This is a genomic window from Pseudarthrobacter sp. NPDC055928 (genome assembly GCF_042270935.1).
Taxonomy (GTDB): Bacteria; Actinomycetota; Actinomycetes; order Actinomycetales; family Micrococcaceae; genus Arthrobacter.
In genome coordinates, this window is record NZ_JBHJZH010000012.1 from 128,884 (window position 1) to 154,192 (window position 25,309).

Annotated in this window: 26 protein-coding genes and 2 tRNA genes; 14 read left to right on the forward strand and 14 right to left on the reverse strand. The window is 65.4% G+C overall.

Annotated features, from left to right (window positions below; genetic code table 11):
- Nucleotides 1-6 precede the first annotated feature (6 nt).
- Nucleotides 7-480 carry an OsmC family protein gene (locus ACFC25_RS15555; RefSeq protein WP_337348219.1) on the forward strand — a complete coding sequence of 158 codons (474 nt, stop codon included), beginning with the start codon at nt 7-9 and terminating at the stop codon, nt 478-480.
- A gap of 77 nt (nt 481-557) precedes the next feature.
- Here ACFC25_RS15555 and ACFC25_RS15560 read toward each other — a convergent pair whose 3' ends face one another.
- On the reverse strand, nt 558-1,550 hold the full coding sequence (locus tag ACFC25_RS15560) for an NAD-dependent epimerase/dehydratase family protein (RefSeq protein ID WP_376046659.1): 993 nt from the start codon (nt 1,548-1,550) through the stop codon (nt 558-560).
- A gap of 120 nt (nt 1,551-1,670) precedes the next feature.
- On the opposite strand from ACFC25_RS15560, the gene ACFC25_RS15565 reads away from it, so the two are divergent.
- Both ACFC25_RS15565 and ACFC25_RS15570 read left to right on the forward strand, forming a co-directional pair.
- Nucleotides 1,671-2,366: a mechanosensitive ion channel domain-containing protein gene (locus ACFC25_RS15565; RefSeq protein WP_337348221.1), complete on the forward strand. Its 696-nt coding sequence runs from the start codon at nt 1,671-1,673 to the stop codon at nt 2,364-2,366.
- Nucleotides 2,367-2,370: 4 nt separating this feature from the next.
- Nucleotides 2,371-2,823: a globin gene (locus ACFC25_RS15570; RefSeq protein ID WP_376046662.1), complete on the forward strand. Its 453-nt coding sequence runs from the start codon at nt 2,371-2,373 to the stop codon at nt 2,821-2,823.
- A gap of 32 nt (nt 2,824-2,855) precedes the next feature.
- Here the strand turns inward: ACFC25_RS15570 and ACFC25_RS15575 are convergent, their stop codons facing one another.
- Entirely contained in the window at nt 2,856-3,515 is a 660-nt protein-coding gene (locus ACFC25_RS15575; RefSeq protein ID WP_376046665.1) for a hypothetical protein, read from the reverse strand.
- A 63-nt stretch (nt 3,516-3,578) separates the two neighbouring features.
- Between ACFC25_RS15575 and ACFC25_RS15580 the strand changes: the two genes are divergently transcribed.
- Entirely contained in the window at nt 3,579-4,559 is a 981-nt protein-coding gene (locus tag ACFC25_RS15580) for an acyl-CoA thioesterase II (protein ID WP_337352339.1), read from the forward strand.
- 95 nt (nt 4,560-4,654) lie between these two features.
- On the opposite strand, the gene ettA is transcribed toward ACFC25_RS15580, so the two are convergent.
- The 3 genes from ettA to ACFC25_RS15595 all read right to left on the reverse strand — a co-directional run bounded on the left by ettA (nt 4,655) and on the right by ACFC25_RS15595 (nt 7,556).
- Nucleotides 4,655-6,337: an energy-dependent translational throttle protein EttA gene (gene ettA / locus ACFC25_RS15585; protein ID WP_337349033.1), complete on the reverse strand. Its 1,683-nt coding sequence runs from the start codon at nt 6,335-6,337 to the stop codon at nt 4,655-4,657.
- A gap of 45 nt (nt 6,338-6,382) precedes the next feature.
- Nucleotides 6,383-6,916, reverse strand: coding sequence for a DUF6993 domain-containing protein (locus ACFC25_RS15590; RefSeq protein ID WP_376046668.1), 534 nt, complete (start codon nt 6,914-6,916; stop codon nt 6,383-6,385).
- A gap of 91 nt (nt 6,917-7,007) precedes the next feature.
- Nucleotides 7,008-7,556 carry a single-stranded DNA-binding protein gene (locus ACFC25_RS15595; RefSeq protein WP_337349031.1) on the reverse strand — a complete coding sequence of 183 codons (549 nt, stop codon included), beginning with the start codon at nt 7,554-7,556 and terminating at the stop codon, nt 7,008-7,010.
- A gap of 205 nt (nt 7,557-7,761) precedes the next feature.
- Here ACFC25_RS15595 and ACFC25_RS15600 point away from each other — a divergent pair.
- Nucleotides 7,762-7,834, forward strand: a tRNA-Arg gene (locus ACFC25_RS15600).
- A gap of 318 nt (nt 7,835-8,152) precedes the next feature.
- Here the strand turns inward: ACFC25_RS15600 and ACFC25_RS15605 are convergent.
- A complete protein-coding gene (locus ACFC25_RS15605) occupies nt 8,153-9,442 on the reverse strand; it encodes an ROK family protein (protein ID WP_376046671.1) in 1,290 nt (429 codons plus the stop codon).
- A 131-nt stretch (nt 9,443-9,573) separates the two neighbouring features.
- On the opposite strand from ACFC25_RS15605, the gene xylA reads away from it, so the two are divergent.
- Together xylA and ACFC25_RS15615 are read left to right on the forward strand one after the other, a co-directional pair.
- The gene (gene xylA, locus ACFC25_RS15610) at nt 9,574-10,761 is read left to right on the forward strand and encodes a xylose isomerase (protein WP_337349029.1); all 1,188 of its coding nucleotides are present in this window, start codon (nt 9,574-9,576) and stop codon (nt 10,759-10,761) included.
- An 83-nt stretch (nt 10,762-10,844) separates the two neighbouring features.
- Nucleotides 10,845-12,266 carry a xylulokinase gene (locus tag ACFC25_RS15615; RefSeq protein WP_376046674.1) on the forward strand — a complete coding sequence of 474 codons (1,422 nt, stop codon included), beginning with the start codon at nt 10,845-10,847 and terminating at the stop codon, nt 12,264-12,266.
- 131 nt (nt 12,267-12,397) lie between these two features.
- On the opposite strand, the gene ACFC25_RS15620 is transcribed toward ACFC25_RS15615, so the two are convergent.
- Genes ACFC25_RS15620 through ACFC25_RS15630 form a run of 3 tightly spaced genes read right to left on the reverse strand, consistent with a single transcriptional unit; the run spans nt 12,398 to nt 15,617 of the window.
- On the reverse strand, nt 12,398-13,237 hold the full coding sequence (locus tag ACFC25_RS15620; protein WP_376046677.1) for a sugar phosphate isomerase/epimerase family protein: 840 nt from the start codon (nt 13,235-13,237) through the stop codon (nt 12,398-12,400).
- A complete protein-coding gene (locus tag ACFC25_RS15625; protein WP_376046679.1) occupies nt 13,234-14,448 on the reverse strand; it encodes a dihydrodipicolinate synthase family protein in 1,215 nt (404 codons plus the stop codon). Before ACFC25_RS15625 ends, ACFC25_RS15620 begins: the two co-directional genes overlap by 4 nt.
- Nucleotides 14,448-15,617, reverse strand: coding sequence for a Gfo/Idh/MocA family oxidoreductase (locus ACFC25_RS15630; protein WP_337349025.1), 1,170 nt, complete (start codon nt 15,615-15,617; stop codon nt 14,448-14,450). The genes ACFC25_RS15625 and ACFC25_RS15630 overlap by 1 nt, the downstream gene beginning before the upstream one ends.
- A 188-nt stretch (nt 15,618-15,805) precedes the next feature.
- Here ACFC25_RS15630 and ACFC25_RS15635 point away from each other — a divergent pair, with 188 nt between their 5' ends.
- Both ACFC25_RS15635 and ACFC25_RS15640 read left to right on the forward strand, forming a co-directional pair.
- Entirely contained in the window at nt 15,806-16,909 is a 1,104-nt protein-coding gene (locus ACFC25_RS15635) for a LacI family DNA-binding transcriptional regulator (protein WP_376046682.1), read from the forward strand.
- 1 nt (nt 16,910) lies between these two features.
- Nucleotides 16,911-17,657, forward strand: coding sequence for an alpha/beta hydrolase (locus ACFC25_RS15640; protein ID WP_376046685.1), 747 nt, complete (start codon nt 16,911-16,913; stop codon nt 17,655-17,657).
- Here ACFC25_RS15640 and ACFC25_RS15645 read toward each other — a convergent pair.
- Nucleotides 17,633-18,427 carry a sugar phosphate isomerase/epimerase family protein gene (locus ACFC25_RS15645; protein ID WP_376046688.1) on the reverse strand — a complete coding sequence of 265 codons (795 nt, stop codon included), beginning with the start codon at nt 18,425-18,427 and terminating at the stop codon, nt 17,633-17,635. The two genes, ACFC25_RS15640 and ACFC25_RS15645, sit on opposite strands and share 25 nt — an antisense overlap.
- 132 nt (nt 18,428-18,559) lie before the next feature.
- Here ACFC25_RS15645 and ACFC25_RS15650 point away from each other — a divergent pair, with 132 nt between their 5' ends.
- Nucleotides 18,560-19,204 carry a GNAT family N-acetyltransferase gene (locus tag ACFC25_RS15650; RefSeq protein WP_376046691.1) on the forward strand — a complete coding sequence of 215 codons (645 nt, stop codon included), beginning with the start codon at nt 18,560-18,562 and terminating at the stop codon, nt 19,202-19,204.
- Here the strand turns inward: ACFC25_RS15650 and ACFC25_RS15655 are convergent.
- On the reverse strand, nt 19,197-20,099 hold the full coding sequence (locus tag ACFC25_RS15655; protein ID WP_337349020.1) for an aldose 1-epimerase family protein: 903 nt from the start codon (nt 20,097-20,099) through the stop codon (nt 19,197-19,199). The two genes, ACFC25_RS15650 and ACFC25_RS15655, sit on opposite strands and share 8 nt — an antisense overlap.
- A 113-nt stretch (nt 20,100-20,212) precedes the next feature.
- Here ACFC25_RS15655 and ACFC25_RS15660 point away from each other — a divergent pair, with 113 nt between their 5' ends.
- Nucleotides 20,213-20,908, forward strand: a complete 696-nt coding sequence (locus ACFC25_RS15660) for a DNA alkylation repair protein (RefSeq protein ID WP_337349019.1) — start codon at nt 20,213-20,215, stop codon at nt 20,906-20,908.
- Here the strand turns inward: ACFC25_RS15660 and mptB are convergent.
- Nucleotides 20,891-22,444 (reverse strand): polyprenol phosphomannose-dependent alpha 1,6 mannosyltransferase MptB, encoded by a 1,554-nt coding sequence (gene mptB, locus ACFC25_RS15665; RefSeq protein WP_376046695.1) that lies wholly within the window; start codon nt 22,442-22,444, stop codon nt 20,891-20,893. The genes ACFC25_RS15660 and mptB overlap by 18 nt on opposite strands.
- Before the next feature lie 154 nt (nt 22,445-22,598).
- Between mptB and orn the strand changes: the two genes are divergently transcribed.
- The 3 genes from orn (at nt 22,599) to def (ending at nt 24,157) form a co-directional block, all read left to right on the forward strand.
- Nucleotides 22,599-23,249, forward strand: a complete 651-nt coding sequence (gene orn, locus ACFC25_RS15670; RefSeq protein ID WP_376046698.1) for an oligoribonuclease — start codon at nt 22,599-22,601, stop codon at nt 23,247-23,249.
- 130 nt (nt 23,250-23,379) lie between these two features.
- Nucleotides 23,380-23,452: transfer RNA gene (locus ACFC25_RS15675), tRNA-His, on the forward strand.
- Nucleotides 23,453-23,584: 132 nt separating this feature from the next.
- Entirely contained in the window at nt 23,585-24,157 is a 573-nt protein-coding gene (def, locus tag ACFC25_RS15680) for a peptide deformylase (protein ID WP_337349016.1), read from the forward strand.
- Nucleotides 24,158-24,172: 15 nt separating this feature from the next.
- On the opposite strand, the gene ACFC25_RS15685 is transcribed toward def, so the two are convergent.
- Both ACFC25_RS15685 and ACFC25_RS15690 read right to left on the reverse strand, forming a co-directional pair.
- Nucleotides 24,173-24,970 (reverse strand): HNH endonuclease family protein, encoded by a 798-nt coding sequence (locus ACFC25_RS15685; RefSeq protein WP_376046702.1) that lies wholly within the window; start codon nt 24,968-24,970, stop codon nt 24,173-24,175.
- A 114-nt stretch (nt 24,971-25,084) separates the two neighbouring features.
- Complete coding sequence (locus ACFC25_RS15690) at nt 25,085-25,288, reverse strand: hypothetical protein (RefSeq protein WP_337349014.1); 204 nt, start codon at nt 25,286-25,288, stop codon at nt 25,085-25,087.
- Between the last annotated feature and the right edge of the window lie 21 nt (nt 25,289-25,309).

Genomic DNA, 25,309 nt, shown 5'->3' on the forward strand with positions numbered 1-25,309 from the left:
TCCGGCATGAGCCTGGGTGAGCACCGCTATGAACTGACCGTGCAGTGGACCGGCAACCTTGGGGAGGGAACATCGTCCTACCGGGGCTACTCGCGGGACCACGACGTCCTGATTCCGGGGCTGCCGGTGCTCCCGGGCTCCGCTGACCCGACGTTCCATGGCGACAGGTCACGCTACAACCCCGAGCAACTTCTCCTCGCCGCTCTCGCCCAGTGCCACATGCTGTCCTTCCTGCACGTGGCGGTACGGCACGGCGTCATTGTTACGGACTACCGGGACGAAGCCACGGGGACGATGCGCCTGAACCGGGACGGCAGCGGGCAGTTTGAGTCAGTGACCCTGCACCCGAGGGTGACGCTGGCGGACCCGGCCCACGTGGCTCTGGCGGAGCAAATGCACCACGAAGCAAACCAGGTCTGTTTCATTGCCCGGAGCGTCAATTTCCCCGTGCACCACGATCCCGTGACCCTGACGGCCTGACCCCAACTGAGTAGCAGCTGATGTCGTTTTGAGGGCTCAGAACAACATCTGCTGCTACTCAGTTGGGCGGATGGGATTCATACGCTTCGGCGGAGCTCCTCCACGAGCCGGGCTTCCGTGGCGGGGGCAAGCCCGGCCTTGCGGCGGCGGTTCAGTCCGCGGCGGCGCTCGTCCTCGAGGGTGTCCGCCACCGTCTCCTGCCAGGGGCGCGTCGTCAGTCCGGCGGCGCGGGCAGCCATGTTGCTGCGTGTGCAGAAGCCGTCGTGGCCCGGCGGCAGCCACAGCGGGAGGGAATCAGGCCCGGCCCAATAATCGACTCCATGGTCCACGAGCCAGTCCTCCGGCGCCGTTAGGACCTCGCCCTGGTAGCCGGCGGCGGCTTTCGAGCCCTCAAGGTAGTCGGCGAAGGGCACCTGGTCCCCCAAGGCGTTCAGTGCGCCCGTGACACCCTGCTCCGCGGCGTGGAGAATCCATAGGGCCAGGTCGCGGACGTCGATGACTTGGGTGGCGTGGCCGGGTATGTCGGGGACGACGACGGGTCCATTGTCCCGGGCGAACCTCGCCGGCCAGTAGCCGTAGCGGTCGGTTGTGTCGCCGGGACCGCCGATGAGTCCGGCCCGGCAGAGATGCGCCTTGGCTGCGGCCGCAACCAAGGTTGCCTGCTCGATGGCCGACTTCGACTCCCCGTAGTTTTCGGGGGCGGATACCGTACCGGCGGGCAGGGGAGGCAGGAGGGCAGCGTCCTCCGCCTCTCCCGGGGTCGAATGGTCGGCGTAGACCGAACAGCTGGACACAAACGTCCAATGGCCGGCTCTGTCTGCCAGTGCGTCCAGAGCATCCGTCGCCTGGACGGTATCGCGGGCCACGTCAATGACTTCGTCCCAAACTCCGGTGGCCCCGTCATAAGCGTTCGCGCCCAGTGAACGGTCCGCCCTCAACCATTGAGCGCCCTCCGGCGGTTGAGCCGCCGAACCGCGGGCCAGGCACGTAACATCATGCCCCGCAGCCACTGCTTGCCGGACTATTTCTGCGGACAGGAAGGCAGTTCCGCCCAATACAAGGATGCGCATGGGTCCACGCTACGGCGCTAGGGTTGAAAGAGAACAGAGCCTTCCGCGCCGGGCGAAACCCGAGCGCCGGCGAGCACCATCCCGGCCCCCGCCGGAGACCCCCAAGGAGTTTTACCGTTTATGTTCAGCACGTTGTCGATCACCCCTTCCCTCGCCTCCGAGCCCGACGGCGTCAGCGTCACCGGCATTGTCATCAGCCTGGGCGTCGGCGTAGCTATCTGGTTGGTGGCAACCTTCGTGATTTCCCGGATCAGCAGGCGGGTGGCCTCCGGGAGCAACTTCTTCAAGAAGGCCCACTTCAAGTGGGTGGCCCCGGCGATCCGGGCCTTGGATCATGAGCGCCGCGTCCAGCGCGCGGAAACCATCGGATCGCTGCTCAACAGCATCGTAGGCGTGCTGGTGGCCGTCATCACCAGCATGTATGTCCTCCAGAACCTGGACATCAACATCGCCCCGCTGCTGACAAGCGTGGGAATCCTCGGTGTTGCCATTGGCTTCGGCGCCCAGCAGCTGATCCGGGATTTCCTGGCCGGCATCTTCATCACCATCGAGGACCAGTACGGAATCGGCGACGTCATCGAAACCAGCGAGGTGGTGGGGGTAGTGGAATCCATGGGCCTGCGCATCACCCGGGTCCGGTCCGAGGACGGCGCCATCTGGTACCTGCGCAACGGCGAAATCCTCCGTGTCGGCAACCGTTCCCAAGGAAACTACGCGCCGGTGCCTGATGCGCCCGCCGCCGGCCCGGAAACTGCACTGCACGAGCCTGCCACCAACACCGAGACTAAAAAGACTGACCAGAAAGCCGGAGAATAGGGACATGAGCACACCCGCCGACCCGCAGCAGCCGCGCCAGCTGATGCAGAACGACCCTTTCAGCCAGCCAGGCTACACGGACAACTTCTACGATGCCGTGGGCGGCCATGAAACGTTCGTTCGCCTCATCGATGTCTTCTACGATGGCGTGGCTACCGACCCGCTGTTGCGCCCGATGTACCCGGAAGAGGACCTTGCGCCGGCCAAGCGCCGTTTCCTGATGTTCCTGGAGCAGTACTGGGGTGGCCCCACCACGTATGGCGAGGAACGCGGCCACCCTCGGCTGCGGATGCGGCACATGCCGTTTCGCGTCACGCCCGAGGCGAAGGACCGTTGGCTCTTCCACATGCGCGCGGCCGTGGACTCGTTGGGGCTGCCGCCCTTGTACGAAGGCACGCTATGGGACTACATGGAGCGTGCGGCACTGTCTATGGTGAACAGCCCGTCCGACAGCTGAGCCCGGGTCCGGGCTGTTTGCCAAAGCCGGGCCTAGCCCAGTCCGCTCCCGGTGCGCGCAAGGACGTGCCCGCGGGCGCCGGTAAGGCGGAACCACCGGCCAGTGCGGTAGAGCTTCTGGTCACCCTCGCCAAGGAACCCCAGCGTCAGCGCGGCGAACGCGGCTCCAGCCGGAAGCCCCGAATCGTCCAGGGGCCGGCCCCAGACTGCGGCCCGGGCATTGTTGACGATCAAGGCGCCCGGCTTGTCCGGCACGATGCCGGCAACTTCGGCGATGCCGGCATCGGCGGCCTGGCGCAGTTCAGCATCCGGTACGGACCGGATCAGTTCCCAGCCTGTCCTGGGGGCGCCGACTCCGGTCCAGGATTCGGTGACGGTGGACGGCGGAACCGGCAGCTCGACGTCGCCCTCCCCTGCCCTGGCGAGACGATCCAGGACCGCAGACAGCGGGACTGTGACATCAGTTTCAGAACGTTCAGCGAGCCCCATGGTGCGCAAGCCCAGGATGGTGGGGGTTGATTCGCCCAGCAGCCGTGGCCTCAGCACGCAGACGTACGCCGCCAGGACTGAGCCTGCTGCCTGAAGCCGAATGGCGCCGTCGTCGATTGTTTTGGCGCGCGTGGCGAAGGTGCGCAGGTCGGCGAGATCACGCGGATCGGTGAAGCGGAAGGACTGGGTGAGTAGATCAGACACACTAAGAACACTACCGGCTGTACGTTGTTTGAGCGGTGCCGGGGTGGCGTCTAGAGTCGAACCATGACTGAAGCCGACGCCGGATTGCTGGCCCCGCCCAGCGGTGACCCCACCACATCACTGATCAAGCTCCTGGACCTGGGCGAACTGGAGGGGGCCCGCACCGACGAGGACATCTTCCTGGGGCCTTCCCAGCAGCAGCCGCACCAGCGGGTCTTCGGCGGCCAGGTCCTGGCCCAGTCCCTCATCGCCGCCACCCGGACAGTGGACCCTGAGCGCCACGTCCATTCCATGCACGGCTACTTCCTGCGGCCAGGCGATGCCAACAAAACCATCACCTTTGGCGTCCAGCGCCTGCGCGATGGCCGCTCGTTCTCCGCACGCCGGGTCCATGCCTACCAGGAGGGTGTGCCCATCCTGTCGATGATCGCGTCCTTCCAAGGCGAGGATGAAGGCATCGAGCACGAATCAGCCATGCCCAAAGGAATCCCGGATCCCGAATCGCTGCCGAGCACAGCCGACCTCCTGGGCAAGTTCGACCACCCGGTGGCCCGGCACTGGGCCTACGAGCGGCCATTCGACATCCGCCACGTGGATCCGCCCCTGTATGTATCTGCCAAAGGCAAACGGGAAGCGCGGAATGCCGTGTGGATGAAGACGTTTGGACCGATGCCCGACAACGCCAACCTTCACCGAGCCGCTTTGGCCTACGCCAGCGACTACACACTGCTGGAGTCCATTCTCCGCCGGCACGGGCTCAGCTGGATCACCCCCGGCATGAACGTGGCCAGCCTGGACCACGCTATGTGGTGGCACCGCCCGGCCCGCGTGGACGAGTGGCTGCTCTACGTCCAGGAATCCCCCAGCGCCCAGGGCGCCCGGGGGCTGGCCACGGGCAAGATCTTCAACCGGGCCGGCCAGCACGTGGCATCCGTGGCGCAGGAGGGGATGGTCCGGGTTCCCACCGACCTCAAGAACAAGGTGGTGGGGGCTTTCCAGTCCAAAGTCCTGGAGCACCAGATCCGCAAGGCCGGGCGCGACTAGCTCGCTTCGCCTCTCACTGACTTTCACTTAACGAGAAAGGCCGGCACCCTGCAGGGTGCCGGCCTTTCCGCTTCGTACTGTCAGTGCGCAGTTGTTCAGTCGCGGGTGAGGCGGCGGTGCGTGACCCGGTGCGGCTTCGCGGCGTCCGGACCCAGGCGCTCCACTTTGTTCTCCTCGTAGGATTCGAAGTTGCCCTCGAACCAGTACCACTTGGAGGGGTTTTCCTCGTCGCCTTCGTAGGCGAGGATGTGGGTGGCAACCCGGTCCAGGAACCAGCGGTCGTGCGAAACCACCACGGCGCAGCCGGGGAATTCCAGCAGCGCGTTCTCCAGGCTGCTGAGGGTTTCAACGTCGAGGTCGTTGGTGGGTTCGTCAAGGAGCAGCAGGTTTCCGCCCTGCTTGAGCGTCAGGGCCAAGTTCAGCCTGTTGCGCTCACCGCCGGAGAGTACGCCGGCCTTCTTCTGCTGATCCGGGCCCTTGAAGCCGAACGCGGCGACGTAGGCGCGGGACGGCATTTCCACGTGGCCCACCTGGATGTAGTCCAAGCCGTCGGAGACGACCTCCCACAGGGTCTTGTTGGGGTCGATGCCTCCGCGGCTCTGGTCCGCGTAGGAGATCTTGACGGAGTCACCGATCTTCAGCTCGCCGCCGTCGAGCGGCTCCAGGCCCACGATGGTCTTGAACAACGTGGACTTGCCCACACCGTTGGGGCCAATGACGCCAACGATCCCGTTGCGGGGAAGGCTGAAGGAGAGTCCGTCGATCAGCGTGCGGTCGTCGAAGCCCTTCTGCAGGTTCTTGGCTTCCAGGACCAGTCCGCCCAGGCGCGGTCCTGGCGGGATCTGGATCTCTTCGAAGTCAAGCTTCCGCGTACGGTCCGCCTCGGCGGCCATTTCCTCGTAGCGGGCCAGGCGGGCCTTGGACTTGGTCTGCCGGCCCTTGGCGTTGGAGCGGACCCACTCAAGTTCTTCGGTGAGGCGCTTAGCCTGCTTGGCGTCCTTCTTGCCCTGGACTTCAAGGCGGGCGCGCTTCTTCTCCAGGTAAGTGGAGTAGTTGCCCTCATACGGGTAGAGGTGGCCCCGGTCAACCTCGGCGATCCACTCTGCAACGTGGTCCAGGAAGTACCGGTCGTGGGTGACGGCCAGGACGGCGCCGGCGTAGTTGGACAGGTGCTGTTCAAGCCACAACACGCTCTCGGCGTCCAGGTGGTTGGTGGGCTCGTCGAGCAGCAACAGGTCAGGCTTCTGCAGGAGGAGCTTGCACAGGGCGACGCGGCGGCGTTCACCACCGGAAAGGAGCGTGACGTCAGCATCGGCGGGCGGGCAGCGGAGTGCGTCCATGGCCTGCTCCAGCTGGGAGTCCAGGTCCCAGGCATCGGCCGAGTCAATGGCTTCCTGCAGGTGGCCCATCTCTTCGAGGAGGGTGTCGTAGTCAGCGTCGGGGCTGGCCATTTCCTCGGAGATCTCATTGAAGCGCTGAATCTTGCCGTAGATCTCGCCCACGCCTTCCTGGACGTTACCGAGGACGGTCTTTTCTTCGTTCAGGGGCGGTTCCTGCAGCAGGATCCCCACCGTGTAGCCAGGGCTGAGCCGCGCTTCGCCGTTCGACGGTGTGTCCAGTCCGGCCATGATCTTAAGAATGGTGGACTTACCGGCACCGTTCGGGCCAACAACACCAATCTTGGCGCCCGGGAAGAAGGACATGCTTACGTCGTCGAGAATAAGTTTTTCGCCAACGGCCTTACGGGCCTTGGTCATTGTGTAGATAAATTCCGCCATGGTTCCAAATCTAGTGGGTTGGCGGGGATAACTCACATTCGTCCGTCAGGCGGGAGCCCCTACAAAGCATTTGCCGCTCGCCAGCACCGGCAGCACCGTGACTGTTACGCTGCCGTCGCGGATTTGCCCGATAACACAGTCCGCGCCCTGCAGGACAGCCGCTTCGATGGCGTCGGCATCCAGCCCGGTGGGTGTGCGGCTTTCGGAAACCTCCAGGGCCGCCTTCGGGATACCCACCCCGGCAAGTGCATCCGTTACCTGGGCCGTGGCGGGCTTTGGAGTGCTGGCGGCCAGGCGGTTCAGGGCGTCGGCAAGGGTCTGCTTCAGCGTGGATGTGGCAGGGTCTACTTCCGCTGCCGGGCCGGTTGCCTGGGCAGAGGCCGGCGCCGTGGTACCCGCCGCCATCGTGGCACTCGGGTCTGCTGTGGATGTCCCGGTGCAAGCCGTCAGTGCTGCGGCACCGGCAAGGCAGGCGACAACCGCGATGAGAACCTTGCGGGAGGAAGCGCCGGATGATGACGGAAATCCCGGCCGGGGAGCTTCTTGATGGTTCGGCCGGTGATTCGTCGTGCTCGTCATGCCGCCATTCTGCCACGCCGCAACGCCGGGGGTTGTTGCGGCGTGGCGGGCCTTGGAGCGGCTGCCCGGCGTGGCATGAAGCGCGGCGCCCTCAGGTCGCGGCCCCTGCGAGCTCGCCCGTTTCGGTGTCCAGGGTGACGTAGTCGCCATTGGTGTCCTCGATGGTGACGTCCTTCGGGATTCCGTCTTCCTCCGTGTAGTCATCAGGCTCAGGGTCCCCTCCTGTCCCGTCATAACCGTCGCCACCGGGCCGGTTTGCCACCTCGGAGTCCGGCAGCTCGTTCTTCGGGGTCCGGATGTAGTTAGCAGAGCCCCACTTCAGATCGTGGCCCACGGCGTCGGCGTTTATTTCAGCAGTGTGGAAGACCCGTCCGTCCCGTTCCCAGCTCGCCAGCTTCAACCGGCCAACCACGATGACCCGCTGGCCCTTCTTGATGCTGCAGCCCATATTGCCGGCCAGTTGGCGGTAGCCCTGGACCGTGAACCAATTCATGTGGTCCTCGACCCATGTGCCCGAAGTTTTGTCGAAATGACGGGAAGGGGATCCGAGCCGGAACGAGGCCGTCCCAACGCCGGTGGTGGTGGTCGACGTGGTGACGTCTGTGGCCACAAAGCCCCGGATGGTGATGATGTCGCTCATGATGAAGTCCTGTCTCGAAGGTGGCGCCCAATCGGGCAAAACCAGCTTCGCGTGGACTCCATGCTCCCGCGAGGGGCAATTTTGCGTATGTGCACAACGCTTCCAAGAATGGCGCTGTGGAGGACGGGTGCCTGCGTGAGCGTCGCAGCAGCCGGGGCCATGTAAACTTTTGATGCGCCCGGAATATAAGCTCCGGACACCACGTGCCCCAGTAGCTCAGGGGATAGAGCAGCGGCCTTCTAATCCGCCGGTCGGGGGTTCGATTCCCTCCTGGGGCACTAAGAAAAGCGGTCCTGATCTGCGGTACTTTCCGCTGGTCAGGGCCGCTTGCTTTGTGCAGAGGGCTATCGTGAACGCCGGAATCCCAAGGCCTGCAGCAGAACGGACAATGCCGAGCCATACTGCTCGTAACCAAGCCATCGCGCTTCGGTCTGTGCATGGTCGCGTTGATTTCCCTGTTCTGGTTCTTCATGCCGTCGAAACCATGGTTTCGACTAAGGAAGAAGCCCGACCAGAACTAAGCGATCTGCTGTGCCAGTAATTGGCGAACAACTCCAGCGACCGCAGAATGACGGCCAGACCGGACATGCACTCGCCTAAGGAGCCTGATCCTGGAGCCGGTGTGGGGCCTCCACGAGGGAACGGACGACGCTGCCGGCAGCACCCAGCAGCGCTCCGGCCTGGCCCACGGCGGACAGGCTGATGTTCCCGGCCGGGACTTTTCCAGGGGCGTATCGAGCCAGGCTTTCCGCTAGTGCGGGCCTGATCCACTCGCCCAAGATAGCGAAGTGGCCGCCCAGGACCACCGACGGGATATCAAGCAGCCGGACCGTGGACGCGACTGCCACGCCCAGGTAATGACCTGCGCGCGAAACAGCTGCAAGTGCGTCCACGTCGCGGGCGGCGAGCGCCGTGAGCAACTGCGCCAGGCTCTCGGATCGGGCAGGACCATATCCGGCTGGACCAGCCGCCGGACCCGAAGCGGCCGGTCCGGGCGCCGTCTGCGTGGGAATTCCCGCGGCAACAAAGATCGCGTCCTGGCCCGCCACCGTTTCCAGGCAGCCCGTGCCACCGCACGAACACAGCGTTCCCTCTGGCTGGACGACAACATGCCCCAACTCCCCAGCATGCCCGTGGGGTCCAGTGAACAGTTCGGAACCGATCACCAGCCCGCCGCCCACGCCCACTTCGCCGGAGACAAACAGGAAGTCCGCGTCGCCGGCTGGCCGGTAGCGCAGCTCGGCAAGGGCTGCGGCGTTGGCCTCGTTGAAGAGCGTGGTGCCCAGCGGCACGTCCGGCAACACCACAGCCAAATCCAGGGTCGCGGAATTCCACCCAAGGTTTGGAGCCGTGATGACCGTTCCGGTTTTGGCATCGACGAGCCCCGGGACGGCCAGGCCGCCGCCGAGGACGCGGACCCCTTGGGCTTCCGCCGTGTCCCGCAGCCCGGCCGCCAGATCCGCCAAGGCCGCGGACACCGAATCGGGTGTGACACGGCGATTGTCCTGCTCGCGCGTTTCCTGGAGCAACAGGTTTCCTGCCAGGTCCGTCACTCCCGCGGAAATGTAGTCGACATTGATTTCCATGCCCATCACGCCTCTGGCGGGATTCAGCTCCAGCCCGACGCCGGGGCGTCCGCGCTCCCCTTGCGGATTCAGCCCGATTTCCCTAACGATGCCGACGTCCAGGAGGTCCAGCACCAGGCTCGAGACGGAGGCCTTGGTGAGGCCCGTGGCGGCGGCAATCTGGGCCCGGGTCAGGTGCGTGCCCGCCCCCGACAGGGCTATGCGCCCCAGCACCAGGGCCAGGTTGCCGCGGCGGACGTCACCCATGCTTCCCGGTGTCCCGGCCTCCGGGGTGCCGGCAGCCGGCGCTGAACTGGCCATGCGGCCTCCTTCTCGAAGTTCATGCCCTTGGGCAGCCTCATCCTATTGACCTTAGCTCATCGCCACCTATATAGTTCAAGCGATAAACTAACTCTCGGGTTCCACGGTTCCCCCAAATGCAAGGACGCATCATGACTCTCACGCCCACACCCGGCGACAAGTTCACCTTCGGCCTCTGGACCGTCGGCTGGACTGGAGCAGACCCTTTCGGCGTCGCCACCAGGAAGCCCCTGGACCCCGTGGAAGCGGTCCACAAACTCAGCGAACTCGGTGCCTATGGCATCACGTTCCACGACAACGACCTCGTCCCGTTCGATGCGACGGCCTCCGAGCGCGAACTGATCCTCAAGAACTTCAGGGCTGCCCTGGCCGAGACCGGCCTCAAGACCCCCATGGTGACCACCAACCTGTTCAGCCACCCGGTGTTCAAGGACGGCGGCTTCACCTCCAATGACCGCTCCGTCCGCCGATTCGCCCTCAGCAAGGTCCTGCAGAACATCGACCTCGCAGCCGAGCTGGGCGCCGAAACGTTCGTTATGTGGGGCGGGCGCGAAGGCAGCGAATACGACGGTTCAAAGGACCTGTCCGCCGCGTTGGACCGCATGAAGGAAGGCGTAGACACCGCCGCCGCCTACATCAAGGACAAGGGCTATGGCCTGCGGATCGCCCTGGAGCCCAAGCCCAACGAGCCCCGCGGCGACATCTTCCTGCCCACCGTGGGCCACGGGCTGGCCTTCATCGCCCAGCTCGAGCACGGCGACATCGTGGGCCTCAACCCCGAGACCGGACACGAGCAGATGGCAGGCCTGAACTTCACCCACGGCATCGCCCAGGCCCTCTGGGCCGGCAAGCTCTTCCACATCGACCTCAACGGCCAGCGCGGCATCAAGTACGACCAGGACCTCGTCTTCGGTCATGGCGACCTCACCAGCGCGTTCTTCACCGTGGATCTGCTCGAGAACGGCTTCCCCAACGGCGGCCCCAAGTACGACGGACCGCGCCACTTTGACTACAAGCCGTCCCGGACCGATGGTTACGACGGCGTTTGGGAGTCCGCGAAGTCCAACATGTCCATGTACCTCCTGCTCAAGGAACGCGCGCTCGCCTTCCGTGCAGACCCTGAAGTCCAGGAGGCCCTCAAAGCCTCCGGTGTATTCGAGCTCGGCGAACCGACCCTCGCCGCCGGTGAGACCACCGCGGACCTGCTCGCTGATGCGTCCGCTTTCGCGGAATTCGACGCCGACGCCGCCGCCGAGCGCTCCTTCGCCTTCGTGCGGCTCAACCAGCTGGCCATCGAGCACCTGCTCAACGCACGCTAAGCCGCAGGCACCCCACCACCAGCACCACGGCGCCGCCGGATCAGGACATGATCCGGCGGTGCCGGCGCATCAGAAGGAACCCCATGGCCCTCGTTGCCGGAATCGACAGCTCCACCCAGTCCTGCAAAGTAGTGATCCGCGACGCGGACACCGGCGAGCTGGTGCGCCAGGGCCGCGCCAGCCACCCCGACGGATCCGAAGTCCACCCCGACCATTGGTGGAACGCCCTGCAGGCTGCAATCACCCAGGCGGGCGGGCTCGCCGACGTCAGCGCCATCTCTGTCGGCGGACAGCAGCACGGCATGGTTTGCCTCGACAGTGCCGGTGAGGTCATCAGGCCGGCACTGCTGTGGAACGACACCAGGAGTGCTCCCGCCGCCCTCGAAATGATCCGGGAGGCCGGCGACGGCGACTCCGCAGCGGGTGCCCGCTACTGGTCCCGCGCCACGGGAACTGTACCGGTTGCCTCCCTGACCGTCACCAAGCTGCGGTGGCTTGCAGAGAACGAGCCGGCGAACGCCGAACGGGTTGCCGCCGTATGCCTGCCGCACGACTGGCTCTCCTGGCGCCTGGCTGGCTTTGGTCCCGGCAGCGGCGACGCGGGCCTGGCCGCACTCCGCACCGACCGCTCAGACGCTTCGGGCACGGGCTACTACTCCGCCTCCTCCGGCGAGTACCTTCCCGACGCCCTCGAAAAGTCCCTTGGCCGCGTCCCGCACCTTCCCGCCGTCGTTGGTCCGTTGGACATCGCAGGGAAAACTCCGGAAGGGGCGCTCATCGGACCGGGTGCCGGGGACAACGCCGCCGCCGCGCTGGGCGTCGGAGCGGGCGTGGGCGACGTCGTGCTTTCACTTGGCACGTCCGGGACCGTGTTCGCCGTGTCAACGACGCCGGCTGCCGATGCATCGGGGCTTGTTGCAGGTTTTGCGGACGCCACGGGCAACTACCTGCCGCTCGCCTGCACGCTCAACGCAACCCGGGTCTTCGACGCCACTGCCGCGCTGCTCGATGTCAGCCTCGAGGAGTTCAACGAGCTTGCCCTGTCGGCTCCCGCAGGGGCCGGCGGCCTGACCCTGGTCCCCTATTTCGACGGCGAGCGGACACCCAACCTGCCGGAGGCGGCAGGATCACTGCACGGCATCACCCGGACAAATTACACCCCCGCGAACCTGGCGCGCGCCGCCGTCGAAGGCGTGGTTTGTTCCCTCGCCGACGGCCTGGCGGCCCTCCGGTCGCAAGGGGTGGACGCGCAGCGTGTCATTCTGGTGGGCGGCGGTGCGCAGTCGCCTGCTGTGCAGCTGGCGACCAGCCAGCTGCTCGGCCTTCCTGGCTTTGTTCCGACCCCCGGCGAGTACGTGGCCGACGGCGCCGCGCGCCAGGCAGCCGCCGTGCTGGCCGGGGCCTTCCCTGAGTGGACCCTCAGCGGTACGGAATTGCCGGCAGAACCGTCCGACGGCGGCGTGCTGGCCAGGTACCGCAGGCACGCCGCCGCCTACTTGGGCTGAACCTGCGGCAGATCCCCGGATCCGAAGCCAGGGCAAAGCGAAGGACCTGCACCGTGACGGCGGTGCAGGTCCTTCGCAGTGGGGCGCAGGCGCCTGCCGTGACGTAGCAGGCGCCCGCGGTCTGGATCAGGTCAGGCGTACGGCAACACGAGTTCCGCGTAGCGTGCCTTGATGGTCTCCAGGACGGCGTCGCCGTCAGCGTCCCAGATGTCCTGATTAAAGATTTCAACCTCGATGTCGCCCATGTATCCGGCGTCCCGGACCCAGGTGCCGATGGTGGCGAAGTCGATCACGCCGTCGCCCATGAAGCCCCGGGACAGCAACGGATCCGCCGCAATGGGCATGTTGAAGTCGCACACCTGGTAGGAAGCGATGCGGTCCTCCCGGCCTGCGCGTGCAATCTGTGCCTTAAGTTCCGGGTCCCACCAGACGTGGAACGTGTCGACCGCGACGCCCACATCCTTGGTGTCAAACGGCGCCGCGAGGTCAAGGGCCTGCCCCAGCGTGGAGATCAGCGCACGGTCCGCGGCGTACATCGGATGCAGGGGTTCGAGCACCAGCCGGATGCCGTTCTCGGAGGCGAACGGGACAAGATCGGCAAGGCGGTCTGCCACGCGCTGGCGGGCAGCTACCACGTCTTTCTCCCCCGGCGCCAGTCCGCCGACCACCAGGAAGAGCTCCTGTGTGTCCAGCGCTACTGCCTCGAGGATCGCCGCGCGGTTGTCCGCCAGCGCGGCAGCCTGGCCGTCGGCGTCGGCAGCGGTCAGGAAGCCGCCTCGGCAGAGCGAGGAGACCCGGAGGCCGGCGTCCTTGATCAGCTTTGCGGCCTTGTCCAGCCCTGCTTCTTCCACGCGGTCACGCCAGGGCCCGATCGCGGGGATTCCGGCGCGGACGCAGCCCTCCACGGCCTCGGCCAGCGTCCATTTCTTGGTGGTGGCGCTGTTCAGGGACAGGCGTGAGAAGTCGCTCATACTCCCACCCCGTTGATGCGCAGGTAGTCGGACATCCGGAACGCGGCGAGGGCCGGGTCCTTCAGCAGCCCGGCCTGGTCCGCCAGCTCGAAGGTTTTGGCCAGGTGCACCACGGAACGGCCGGAGTGCAGGCCGCCCACCATCTGGAAGCCTGGCTGCTTGCCGTTGAGCCAGGACATGAACGCGATCCCGGTCTTGTAGTAGAACGTGGGGGCGCTGAAGATGTGCTTGCCAAGTTCGCGGGTGGAGTCGAGGATGGCCCGCGCTTCCGCAGCGTTGCCGGCGTCGTATTGCTGCAGCGCAGCAGAAGCCGCCGGGTAGATAGCCGCGAATATGCCCAGCAGGGCGTCCGAGTGGTGTGTGCCGTCGCCGTCGATCAGTTCCGGGTAGTTGAAGTCGTCGCCGGTGTACAGGCGGACGCCTTCCGGCAGGACCGCGCGGAGGGCAACTTCGTGGCTGGCGTCCAGCAGGGACACCTTGACGCCGTCCACCTTGTCGGCGTTGTCGCGGATCAGGGAGAGGAACGTCTCGGTAGCCTGGGCGACGTCGTCCGAGCCCCAGTAGCCAGCCAGGGCGGGATCGAACATGGTTCCGAGCCAATGCAGGATGACAGGCTGGTCCACTTCCTGGAGCAGGGTGGAGTACACCTTCAGGTAGTCTTCCGGACCGGCGGCAACCCGGGCCAGTGCCCGGGAGGCCATCAGGATGACCTTGGGTCCGGCTTCACTGACGACGGCGATCTGCTCGCGGTAAGCCTCGAGGACGGCTGCGAGTCCAGCCTCGCCCGTGGGCAGGGTGGCGATGTCCAACTGGTCGGTGCCAGCGCCGCAGGAGACGAGGTCCCGCACGGTTTTGCCGGCGGTCGCGGCGTTGCCGGCAGAGACCACCGAGGCGGCCTCAACACCCGTGCGCTTGATGAGCTGCTGGGTGGCGGCCCAGTCAAGGCCCATGCCGCGCTGCGCGGTGTCCATGGCATCGGCAACGCCCAGGCCATAGGACCAGAGTTCGTGCCGGTACGCCATGGTGGCGTCCCAGTCCAGGCGTGCCGGGGCGCCCGGTGTGTTGTCTGCCAGGACCTCCGGAATCACGTGCGCCGCTGCGTAGGCGCGCCGGGCTGTGAGCGGTGCGGCGGGGCGGGCCCAGGATGCACCGCCTTGGAGGCGGTACTCCCGGGTTCCGCCGTCGTTGGAGGGAAGGATCAGGGAAGTCATCAGAGGGTGATCTCCGGGATGTCGATGGTGCGGCGTTCGTCGTTGGACTGCAGGCCCAGCTCGGCGAGCTGCACGCCGCGGGCGGCGGAGAGCAGGCCGAAGCGGTGTTCGCGGCCGGCGACGACGTCGCGGAGGAATTCTTCCCACTGAAGTTTGAAGCCGTTGTCCAGTTCGGCGTTGGCGGGAACTTCCTGCCACTGGTCGCGGAAGGATTCCGTGACGGGCAGGTCCGGGTTCCAGACCGGCTTGGGGGTGTGGGCGCGTTGCTGGGCAACACACTTGTTCAAACCGGCAACCGCGGAGCCGTGTGTGCCGTCAATCTGGAATTCGACCAGTTCGTCACGGTAGACACGAACGGCCCACGAGGAGTTGATCTGGCCGATGACTTCGTCGCCGCCCGGGGTCTCGAGTTCGAAGATGCCGTAGGAGGCGTCGTCCGCGGTGGCCTTGTATTCCTTCCCTGCCTCGTCCCAGCGGGCCGGGATGTGCGTGGCGGTCTTGGCGTTGACACTCTTGACCTTGCCAATGATGCCTTCGAGGACGTAGTTCCAGTGGCAGAACATGTCCGTGGTCATTCCACCGCCGTCTTCCTTGCGGTAGTTCCAGGACGGGCGCTGGGCAGCCTGCACGTCGCCTTCGAAGACCCAGTAACCGAATTCGCCACGGATGGAGAGGATGCGGCCGAAGAAGCCTTCGTCCACCAGGCGGCGCAGCTTGACGAGGCCGGGCAGGTACAGCTTGTCATGCACGACGCCGGCGGTGACCCCGGCTTCCTTGCCGATGCGCGCCAGTTCGATGGCCTCCTCGAGGGTCTCTGCCGTGGGCTTCTCGGTGAAGATGTGCTTGCCGGCCAGCATGGCTTTCTTCAGGGTGGCCGCGCGGAGGCTGGTCATCGAGGCATCAAAAATGACGTCAACCGTGGGGTCATTGATTACCGAGTCCAGGTCCGTAGTCCACTCCGCCACTTTGTGCAGTTCCGCGAGTTCGCGGATCTTGGCTTCGTTGCGGCCTACCAGGATCGGTTCGATCTGGACTTTCGTGCCGTCCTCCAGCGTGAAGCCTCCGGCGTCACGGATGGGGAGGATGGAACGCAGCAGATGCTGGCGGTAACCCATCCGGCCGGTGATGCCGTTCATGGCGATACGGATCGTCTTTGTTTCGAAGCCCATGTGTCCTCCACGGTGAGTGAGCAGTGTTACTCAAGCTGTCTGGGAAAGCGCATTCCCACTGCCACTATTCTGCACCCCGCGACACGGAATTGGCAAGCGCTTTCCGGCAAGTGCCTAAAACTGCCATAATGTGCTCAACGCCATTGGCGGCTAGTCCCGCGCGAAATACCGTCTGAAAAGGAGATCCCGTGGCTGCAAGTACCCTCACCGAGGTGGCCCGGCTGGCTGGGGTCTCGCCTGCTACGGCCTCCCGCGTGCTCAACGGTTCGGCCCGGAAACCGGGGCAGGACATCGCCGACCGCGTGCGGCAAGCCGCGGACTCGCTTGGCTACATTCCCAACGCCCAAGCCCAGGGCCTGGCCAAGTCAAGCTCCGGCCTCATCGGCCTGATCGTGCACGACATCGCGGACCCCTATTTTGCCGCGATCGCCCGCGGCGTCCAGGAAGCCGCCCGGGAGCAGGGCCGCATGGTCCTGCTCGCTACTACTGCCGGTGCACCCGCGGACGAAAAAGAGGCTGTCGCCGCCTTCGCCGCGCGCCGGGCCGATTCGATCGTGATCGCCGGGTCCCGTTCCTCCCGCGCCGAGGACACCAAAGGCAACGCCGATCTGGCCGCGGAACTGGACAGGTATTGCCGCAACGGCGGCCAGGTGGCAGTGGTGGGACACCCGGTAGTAGGGGCTGAGGTGACGGAGGGCTACCACGTGGTGGAAGTGCCCAACGAGGAGCTCGCCGCCAGCCTTGCCTCCGAGCTTGCCGCCTCCCGGCAGGACGACGACTTCGTGATCATCGGCGGCCCGGAAGGACTCTTCACCTCCGATGACCGGATCCGCGGCTTCCAGAAGGGCCTTGCCGACGCAGGCAGGCCTCCGGCGGAGATTCTGCGCAGTTCCTTTAACAGGGCCGGCGGGTACGAAGCCGGGGTCACCCTGGCCGAACGGATCAAGGCTGTGGGCCGGGACGGCCAACGGGGCGAAGGGAACGCGAACCAGGGTCCGGCCAGGGGGCTGTGCATCTTCGCCGTCAACGACGTCATGGCAATTGGGGCTGCCGCCGCCCTCCGCAGCAAGGGCCTGCGCGTCCCCCGCGACGCCACCATCGCCGGCTTCGACGACATCGAGACGCTGCGCGATTTCCGTCCGGCCTTGTCCACCGTGCACCTTCCGCTTGAGGACATTGGCAGGATCGCCACACGCAGCGCCGCCGGCTCCGCCGCAGCCGAAGACGCCGCCGAACCGTCTCCGGTGACCGGACGCGTGACGCTTCGCCGCAGCACCGAGATGGCCTCCTGAGGTGGCGACCGCCTCCCTCACAGCTGTCCCCGCTCGCACAGACGGCCCGCGACCTGCCGTCCTTGTCCTTCCAGGCGGAGGTTACGGCCATCAGGCTGACCATGAGGCTGAGCCGGTTGCCGAGTGGCTTGCCTCGCTGGGGATCCACGCCTATGTGCTCCGTTACCGGGTTGCACCGCACCGCCACCCGGCACCCCTCGAGGATGCCAAAGCTGCGCTGCTGCAGATCCGCGCCGGAGGCATGGGCCTGGCCGTGGACGGCACACGGGTGGGCGTCCTCGGGTTCTCCGCTGGCGGCCACCTGGCGGCCACGCTGTCAACAGCGGTGGCTACCGGCGATGCAGCGCTCGACCTCAAGGCCGCCGTCCCGGACCTGACAGTGCTGTGCTATCCCGTGGTGTCCTACACGGACGAAGTGCACCAGGGGTGCGTGGACAATTTGCTCGGGGCGTCACCATCGGAAGCGCTGCTCCGGGAAGTTTCCGCCGATCTCCACGTCACTGCCACTACTCCCCCGGCATTTGTGTGGCACACGGCCGACGACGCGGCGGTGCCGGTCCATCACAGCCTCGCCTACACCGGGTCATTGGTCCGCGCCGGAGTGCCGGCCGAACTGCACGTGTTTCCGCATGGGCGCCACGGCCTCGGACTCGCTCCCGAGGATCCGGGACCGGCCCAGTGGACCTCGCTGTGCGCGGCGTGGCTGACGCGGATGGGGTGGACTCAGTCCTCGCCCAGAGCGATGTGATTCAGGAAGTCCGCATCATGGCTGACGTTCTCCGCGAGGTCCTCCGCCACGAACTCAAGCATCATGTCCACTGGCCGGCCCGACTCACGCACGGCATCGGCCACCGACTGCCACAGTTGCTTGCGTCCGCTCAGGGGTAGCCGCTCCTGCTTCGGCCACCACGAAAAGCAGTGCACGCCGGAAACAAACGGAAGCACTTTGCGCAGGCTCGCCAGGGCGGCCTGGTCGGAGAGTCCGACGGCGGGCTGCCAGTAAGTCCCCACGTTGTCCCGGCCAACGTCACGGAGCAACTGGATCGTGGACTCGGGCGTGTCCGTGAGCGTGCCGCCGTGGTACTCGAAGGCAAGGTCCAGACCCTGGCGGCCAGCGATGTCCGCAATCCGCAGGGTGTCCCGGACGACTTCCGCCCAAAGACCGCCGTCGGATTCGGCCGAGCCGAGTTCGCCCGCCCAGATCCGGATTCTTGGCGCTCCCAGGCGAACGGCCAGTTCCGCTGCGGCTTCAAAATCGGTGAAGCTGCCGGCACGGTAATAGGAGCCGAGGGACAGGATCTCCAAGCCTGCGGCCAGGGTAGCTTCGCGGGCTTCGTCTGCGGAGGCGCCATCGCGGATATGCACGTCCGTTCCCCACTCGATTCCGGCCAGGCCGGCCTCGGCCGCTATCCGGGCAACGTCTGCAATGCTGCTGTTCGGCAGCGTCACCGAACATAGGCCAGGGGTGAGCGCTGAACGGTTCCAGTCCGGCAGTTCCGTCTGCTGTCCAAGGGTCATTGGCATTCTTTCCGTTGCGGCGGCCCGATCAACTTCTGGGCCGGGGTGGGATTGCCTCCCAGCGTAGCGGGAAGGCGTTTGCCACGTTAATCATTTCGTAGCAAGCCGCGTCGGGCGGACTACCCTGTAGGCATGGAAGACGAGCCGGTTCATGGCCTGACCACGGCACCTGCAGAATGGGCCGACGTCGAGAGCCTCTTCAGCCTGCCCGGTGAACCGTCGCGCTGCTGGTGCCGGTACTTCGCGCTCACCGGTCCCGAGTACTCCGCGCTGGAACCGGCCGCGCGCAAGGCGCAACTGCGGGAAAAGTTCGACGCCGGGTCCACCGCCCCCGGTGTGCTCGCCTTCCGGGCGGGGCGGCCGGTGGGCTGGTGCGCGGTTGAACCGCGAACGTGTTACCCGCGGGTGCTCCGTTCCCGGGTCCTGCGGCTCGCGGATGCATCAGCACCGGCCGATGCCGGGGCCGACGCCGTGGCCACTGATCCCGCGCCACGCGACGTGTGGTCCGTGACCTGCTTTGTGGTCGCTCCCGGCCACCGCCGCAGCGGTGTTGCGGATGCCCTGCTGGGCGCCGCCGTCGACCACGCCCGGATCCATGGTGCGGACGTGGTGGAAGGCTATCCGGTTGACCGCGGACTCAGGCCCAAGGCGTCAGCTGCCGACCTGTATCACGGCACATTGAACCTGTTCCTGCGCGCAGGGTTCCAGGCTGTCAGCTCCGCCGTTCCGGGACGGGCCGTGGTGCGCCTGGACCTTCGCGGAGGTCCGGCTAACTGAGCGCCCTGATGGTCCAGCCGGCCTCGTGGGACTCCCCGGGCGCCAGGTGCACCAGGTCCGTCCCTGAATTGAACGCGTCCGGCGGGCAGGTCATGGGCTCCACGGCAAGGCCCAGCCTGTCCTTGCCGCTGGGCTTGTCGGCAGTGTGGACCTGAACCCAGGGCCAGGTTCCGTCCCACTCCAGCTCGACACCGGTTCCCGCCGGATCAAGGACGCGGACAGCTGCGAGGCCATGTTTCCCGCGGATGATCCCTGTGAAGGCGTGGTCGATCTTGATGGTGCCCAGAGGGCGGGGGGTGCGGAAATCGAACTCATGGCCCTCAACCGGATGGATGCCTTCGGGCAGCAGCCGGTCAGCAGACACAGCCAGGAACTCCCGGGCGGGAAGCTCCATGGTCCAGTGGTCCAGCGGCGAGGGGCCGGCCACGAGGTAGGGGTGGGGACATACTCCGTAAGGCGCCGTTTGGGTGCCGGTGTTCCGCGTCCGGACCATGGAGTGGAGGCCGTCATCAGAGAGCCGGTAGGTGACGCAGACTTCAAGGCCGGACGGATACGCGGCATTGGCCTGGACGTTGCCGGCGAGCGTGATGGCATCCGTCGAGTGCTCCAGCACGTCCCAGTCCACTCCGGTCAGCAGGCCGTGGAGTGCCGTACCGCGCTCCGGTTCATTGATGTCTGCCCGGAAGGAGCGGTCACCGTAGCTGTATGTGCCATCGGCGAGGCGGTTGGGCCAGGGGGCGCAAATGACGCCGCGGTAGTCGGGAATCCCGCCGTCAGGGCCAAAGGTAACCACCAGGTGCCGTCCCTGGTACTGAAGTTCACGCAACGCGCCGCCGCGGGCCGTGACGATGGCCGAGTAGGACCCGAAGGCGATGCTGTGTTCCGTACCCGACATGATGGATCCTCTGCGTTCCAGCTGGTTGTTAGCGCTAACTAGCCTATTGTATCCATGTTCATTCTCGCCTCCTGTTACGTCACAGTGAGGATCCGGCTCGCTAAAGTTGCAGGATGGTGAACCGCGAGGTGCTGGCCACTATCCGTGCGGCCTTGGAAGAACAGGCCGACGCCGAACGCGGGGCGGGCGCGCAGGCCTACATGAAATCGTCCATCCCATCGCTGGGCGTCAGGGTGCCGGAGGTCAGGCGCCTGACAAAGGCCGCAGCCGCTGCCCACCCGTTCGAATCCCCCGAGCAGCTGCGGGCCACGGTGCTTGAGCTCTGGCGCGACGCCAAGGTGCGGGAGGAACGCTACGCGGCCATAGACCTCACCGGTGTGAAGATGGCAGCCAAGGACCTGGCGATGCTCCCTGTGTATGAGGAAATCATCCGGACCGGCGCCTGGTGGGACTTTGTGGACGGCGTGTCGGACCGGATCTGCGCCCTGCTCCAAGCACACCGGCCGGCCATGACTGAGGTTTTGCTTGGCTGGAGCCGGGACGAAGACCTCTGGATCAGGCGGGCCTCCATCACCGCCCAGCTCAAGGCCAAGGCCCACACTGACCGCAGGCTACTCAGGAACGTCCTTGAAGCCAATCTCGCGGATCGCGAGTTCTTCATCCGCAAGGCCATTGGCTGGGCACTGCGCGAGTTTGGCAAAACCGACCCGGAATGGGTCCGGACTTTCGTCGCCGAGCACGGCGAACACCTTAGTCCGCTGTCCCACCGGGAAGCGATCAGGAATCTCCCGTCAGATGACGGGGCGTGAGGTAACTGGCTGGTCCGACTTGCTGAAGAGCTGTTTGGTGCGCGGGTCCAGGAAAATCAGGTAGAGCGCGAACATCAGGGCGATAACAGCGGCAGCGTTGCGCGCCAGGGCGAGCGCCAGGCCAAGGTCCTCCGTCTGCAGGTACGGAAAGACTTCCAGCTGGTCCGAGATCGCATAGACCATAAAGAAGGACACGATGAAGTAGAGGGCCTTGACCTGCCAGTCGTCCCGGATGCCTGTAACTGCGAACAACGGGATCAGCCAGACCACATACCAGGACTGGATCATGGGGGCCAGCAGGACGATGGCGGCAAATGCCAACGTCAGCCGGCGCATGAGGCGGTCATGGTCTCCCTTGAAGATCTGCCAGGCGACGATGCCCACGGCCAGCAGCTTCCCGGCGTCGTACACCCATTTGGCGAGCCCCCAGCCATCGAGGCTGAACGCGTTGGCGATGGAAGCGACCACCAGGCCCATCAGCCCGATCGGCGCGTACCAGATCCAAATGCTGCCGGGAGCCGAGAGGCCATTAATCCAGCCAAAACCGAAGCCGTTGACCCGGCTCATGGCAAAAAGAATCCCCACGCTCAGACCGGCCGTGAGTGCCCAGTACAGGAATTTCCGCGGCCAGCTGGCGTCCTTGCCGGCCCAGAGCAGGCCGATGAAAGGCAGGAAGACGATGGTGATCGGCTTGACCGAGATGGACAGCGTGACCAGCACGATGCCCAGCACCACGCGCCGGGTGGCGCAGTAGTACAGGCCAGCTAGGGCCAGCCCGATCATCAGGGCGTCGTTGTGCACGCTGGCAATGAAGTTGGTGAGGAACAGTGGATTGGCTGCGGTGAGCCAGAGGGCCCGGTGCGGGTTGACACCATGGAGGTCCGCCAGCTTGGGCACGTAGTTGATGCACAGCACGATGCCAACCAGAGCAGCCAGCCGGAACAGCATCACGCTGGCCTCCGGGTGCACGTTGGTGGACCAGACCACAAACTGCTCAATCCACAGGAACAGCTGGCCATATGGGACCGGGGCCTCGGTCCACATCTTGTCGGCGCCGAGCTGGAAATAGTTGGACAGCGCGGAAATGCCGTTTTCGTAGGGATTGAAGCCTTCCACCATCAGCCTGCCCTGGCCGATGTAGGCGTACACATCCCGGCTGAACAACGGCACTGTGAACATCATCGGCAGGCCCCAAAGCACCACCGCCTGAAGGGTGGCTTTGCGCGCCGCCAGACCCCAGATCCGGACGCGTTGGCCCAGCCTGAGCCAGGCGCGGACGAGGAGCATGCCGCCGACGGCCAGGAGGATGATGGACAGCGCAACACCGATGGCCTCGGTCCGCATCCAGATGAAGAGCGGCATCCGCCGCAACTCCGAGACGGGCGCAAGCCAACCGACTCCCAGGGAACCGACCATCATCAACACCGAACCGATAAAGCCGGCGATCAGCGGAGACCGTGCGTTGTCGACCTCGGCCTCTGGCAGCTTGAGGATCGGGGCGGCCTTCTCCCCCGCTGCAGGCACAGGCCCCGTCATCTCAGGATTGTCCAATCTGTTGCATTCCACGCTTCCGCCCTGCGGGCCTCACCGGGCCGGCCGGGGCATAGTACAACGACGGAAAATTCACCGCCGCGTTTCCGAAATCCTAGCATCGGACGGCCCGGACAGAGCTAAACGGTAGGCTTGTCAAGTGCCTATATCTAATGAACGCATCGTCTGGATCGACTGCGAAATGACCGGCCTGGACATCAAGAACGACGCCCTGATCGAGGTGGCGGCCTTGGTGACGGACTCGGAACTGAACATCCTGGGCGACGGAGTGGACGTGGTGATCAAGCCGGAGGATTCCGCGCTGGCCCAGATGAATGATTTCGTCCGCGACATGCATACGCGCTCGGGGCTGCTGACGGAACTGCCGCACGGCAAGACCATGGCCGAGGCCGAGGCCGCCGTCATGGAATACATCGAAAAGTGGGTCCCGGACCCCCGTAAGGCGCCGTTGGGCGGCAACTCGGTGGGCACGGACCGTGTGTTCCTGTCCCGGGACATGCCCTCAGTGGTGGAACACCTGCACTACCGCGTGATCGATGTCAGCACCATCAAGGAACTCTCACGCCGGTGGTTTGCGCGAGCCTATTTCCAATCCCCCGCCAAAAAGGGCGGTCACCGCGCCCTCGGTGACATCAAGGACTCCATCGACGAACTCCGTTACTACCGGGAAGCCGTATTTGTCCCGGCGCCAGGCCCGGACAGCGCAACGGCCCAGGCCATCTCCAAACGGATCGCCGCCGGCGCGGAGACCACCGCCGCTGATGCAGACCCAGCGGCCCCAAGGACGTAATCTGCACCACGTTTGCTTCGAATTTTGGCCAAAAACGGGAAAAGTGGCAAAAGCACACGCGAACAGCAGGTAAGCTATTTGAGTTGCCTTTCCAGAGAGCCGGTCGCCCGGTAGACCTGCAAGGCACATGGTGGGCTTAGCTCAGTTGGCAGAGCGCCTGGTTGTGGTCCAGGAGGTCGCGGGTTCAACCCCCGTAGCTCACCCGCACAGGATGGTTCTAGCAGCCGTTCGAGAAGGAGGCCGCACCGGATATCCGGTGCGGCCTCCTTTGTTTTGCATCCTTGTTTAACGCACAACGGCCGGCATCGCGCCGCATCCCGAAGGACCCGTCTGACATGACAGTTATGCCAATCACCATTTGGGGGGAACCGGTCCTGCACCGCCGGGCTTCCGAGGTGGAAGTGTTCGACGACGAACTCAGGACCCTGATTGCGGACATGTTCGAAACCAACGACGCCGCAAACGGCGTCGGACTCGCGGCGCCGCAGGTCGGGGTCGGCAAGCGGATATTTGTCTACAAATACGCCAACGATGACGGCGCGCCTCCCGCAGGAGTATTGGTCAACCCTGTCCTGACCCTGTCCAAAATTTCCGGCGCCCTTCCCGATCCCGATGAGGAAGAGGAGGGCTGCCTGTCTTTTCCGGGCGGACAGTACCCGTTGAAGCGTGCCGAGTGGGCCAGGGTGCGCGGCTTCGACGGCTATGGGCAGCCAGTTGAATTTGAGGCCACAGGGTGGTTCGCGCGGGTAATCCAGCACGAGTATGACCACCTGGATGGAAAACTCTACGTCAACCGGCTGATCGACCGCTATGCACGCAAGGCGATGAAGCAGGCCAAGAAGAGCGGTTGGGGCGTTCCGGGCCTAACCTGGATGCCCGGCGTCGACCCGGATCCTTTCGGCCACTAGTCCACGAGTCGGACGTCAGCCCGCAGTAACAGTCAGCTGCTGGGGGCAGCTGTCCAGGACCCTCTTCATGGCGTCCTTCTCCGGCTGCGTCACCCAAAGCCCATAGGCGGCCTTCACCGAGATCTGCCTAGCGACATAATGGCAGCGGAAGGCCTTGTTCTTGGGCAACCAGGTGGCGGCGTCACCAGCACTCTTCTGCTGGTTGGCGGGCCCGTCCGCGGCGATAAGGTTCAGGGGGTCGTTGGCCAGGCTCTGGCGCTGCTGCGGACTCAGGCGCTGCGCGCCCTTTTGCCAGGCGTCGCCCAGGGCCACCACATGATCGATCTGGACCGCCTTGCTGCTCTCCGAGCCTCGCCGGAAGTCCACGGGAAGTCCTGTGTAAGGCTCGTGGAAATGGCCGGCCGCCACTCGGCATGTGGAGCCTTCGGTGAACACCACGCCCGTGAGGTCACGGCGAAGGACGTCGTTGCGGGTGTCGCAGCCATTCCGGTCCAGGTCCTGCCACGCCTGCCCGAAGGCTTCGCGCTCATAGTTGTCGTTAGGTGCACGTCCCTTGACCGGCAGCCCGTCGAGGGCTTCACGGGCGCTACCCCGCGGCACAGCATGCACCGGAACCACCGGTTTCATAAAGCCCGGATCGAAAACCGGCGCCTCCGTAGGTCCTGCAATGGCCGGTTCCGCCGCCGCGAACTGGCCGGCAGTGAAGAACCACGCCACCGACGCTGCAGCGGATACTCCCAGGAGAATGACCAGGGCCCATGCCTGCCGCGAGCGGCGGCGTGCCCGTCGGTAAGCAGACCAGCTGACGGTCACGGGCAGCCTGCCCTTCCGGAAACGTAGTGCACCAGAAGAGCCTAGGACACTCCTCGGACAACGTGGCCGATATCCACAGTGTTGGGGAGGAGTGGGAAGCCGGGAAAGAGCTTCTTATTGTTCCCGGGTCACCCTCCGGAGATCTTCGGCGGCAACCTGGAGCAGCTCTTCGAGTTGGCGCACGCGATCTTCGCTGACATCTCCGGCCTTGTAACCCGCCTGGGCCTCCTCCAGGAGGCGGATGGCCCGTTTGTGGTTGGCCTTGGCTACATCCAGGGCGTGTTCGAGCGTGGTCTCGTGGAGAGTTTCGTTATTCATGCCACCAGTGTGGTCCCGTTT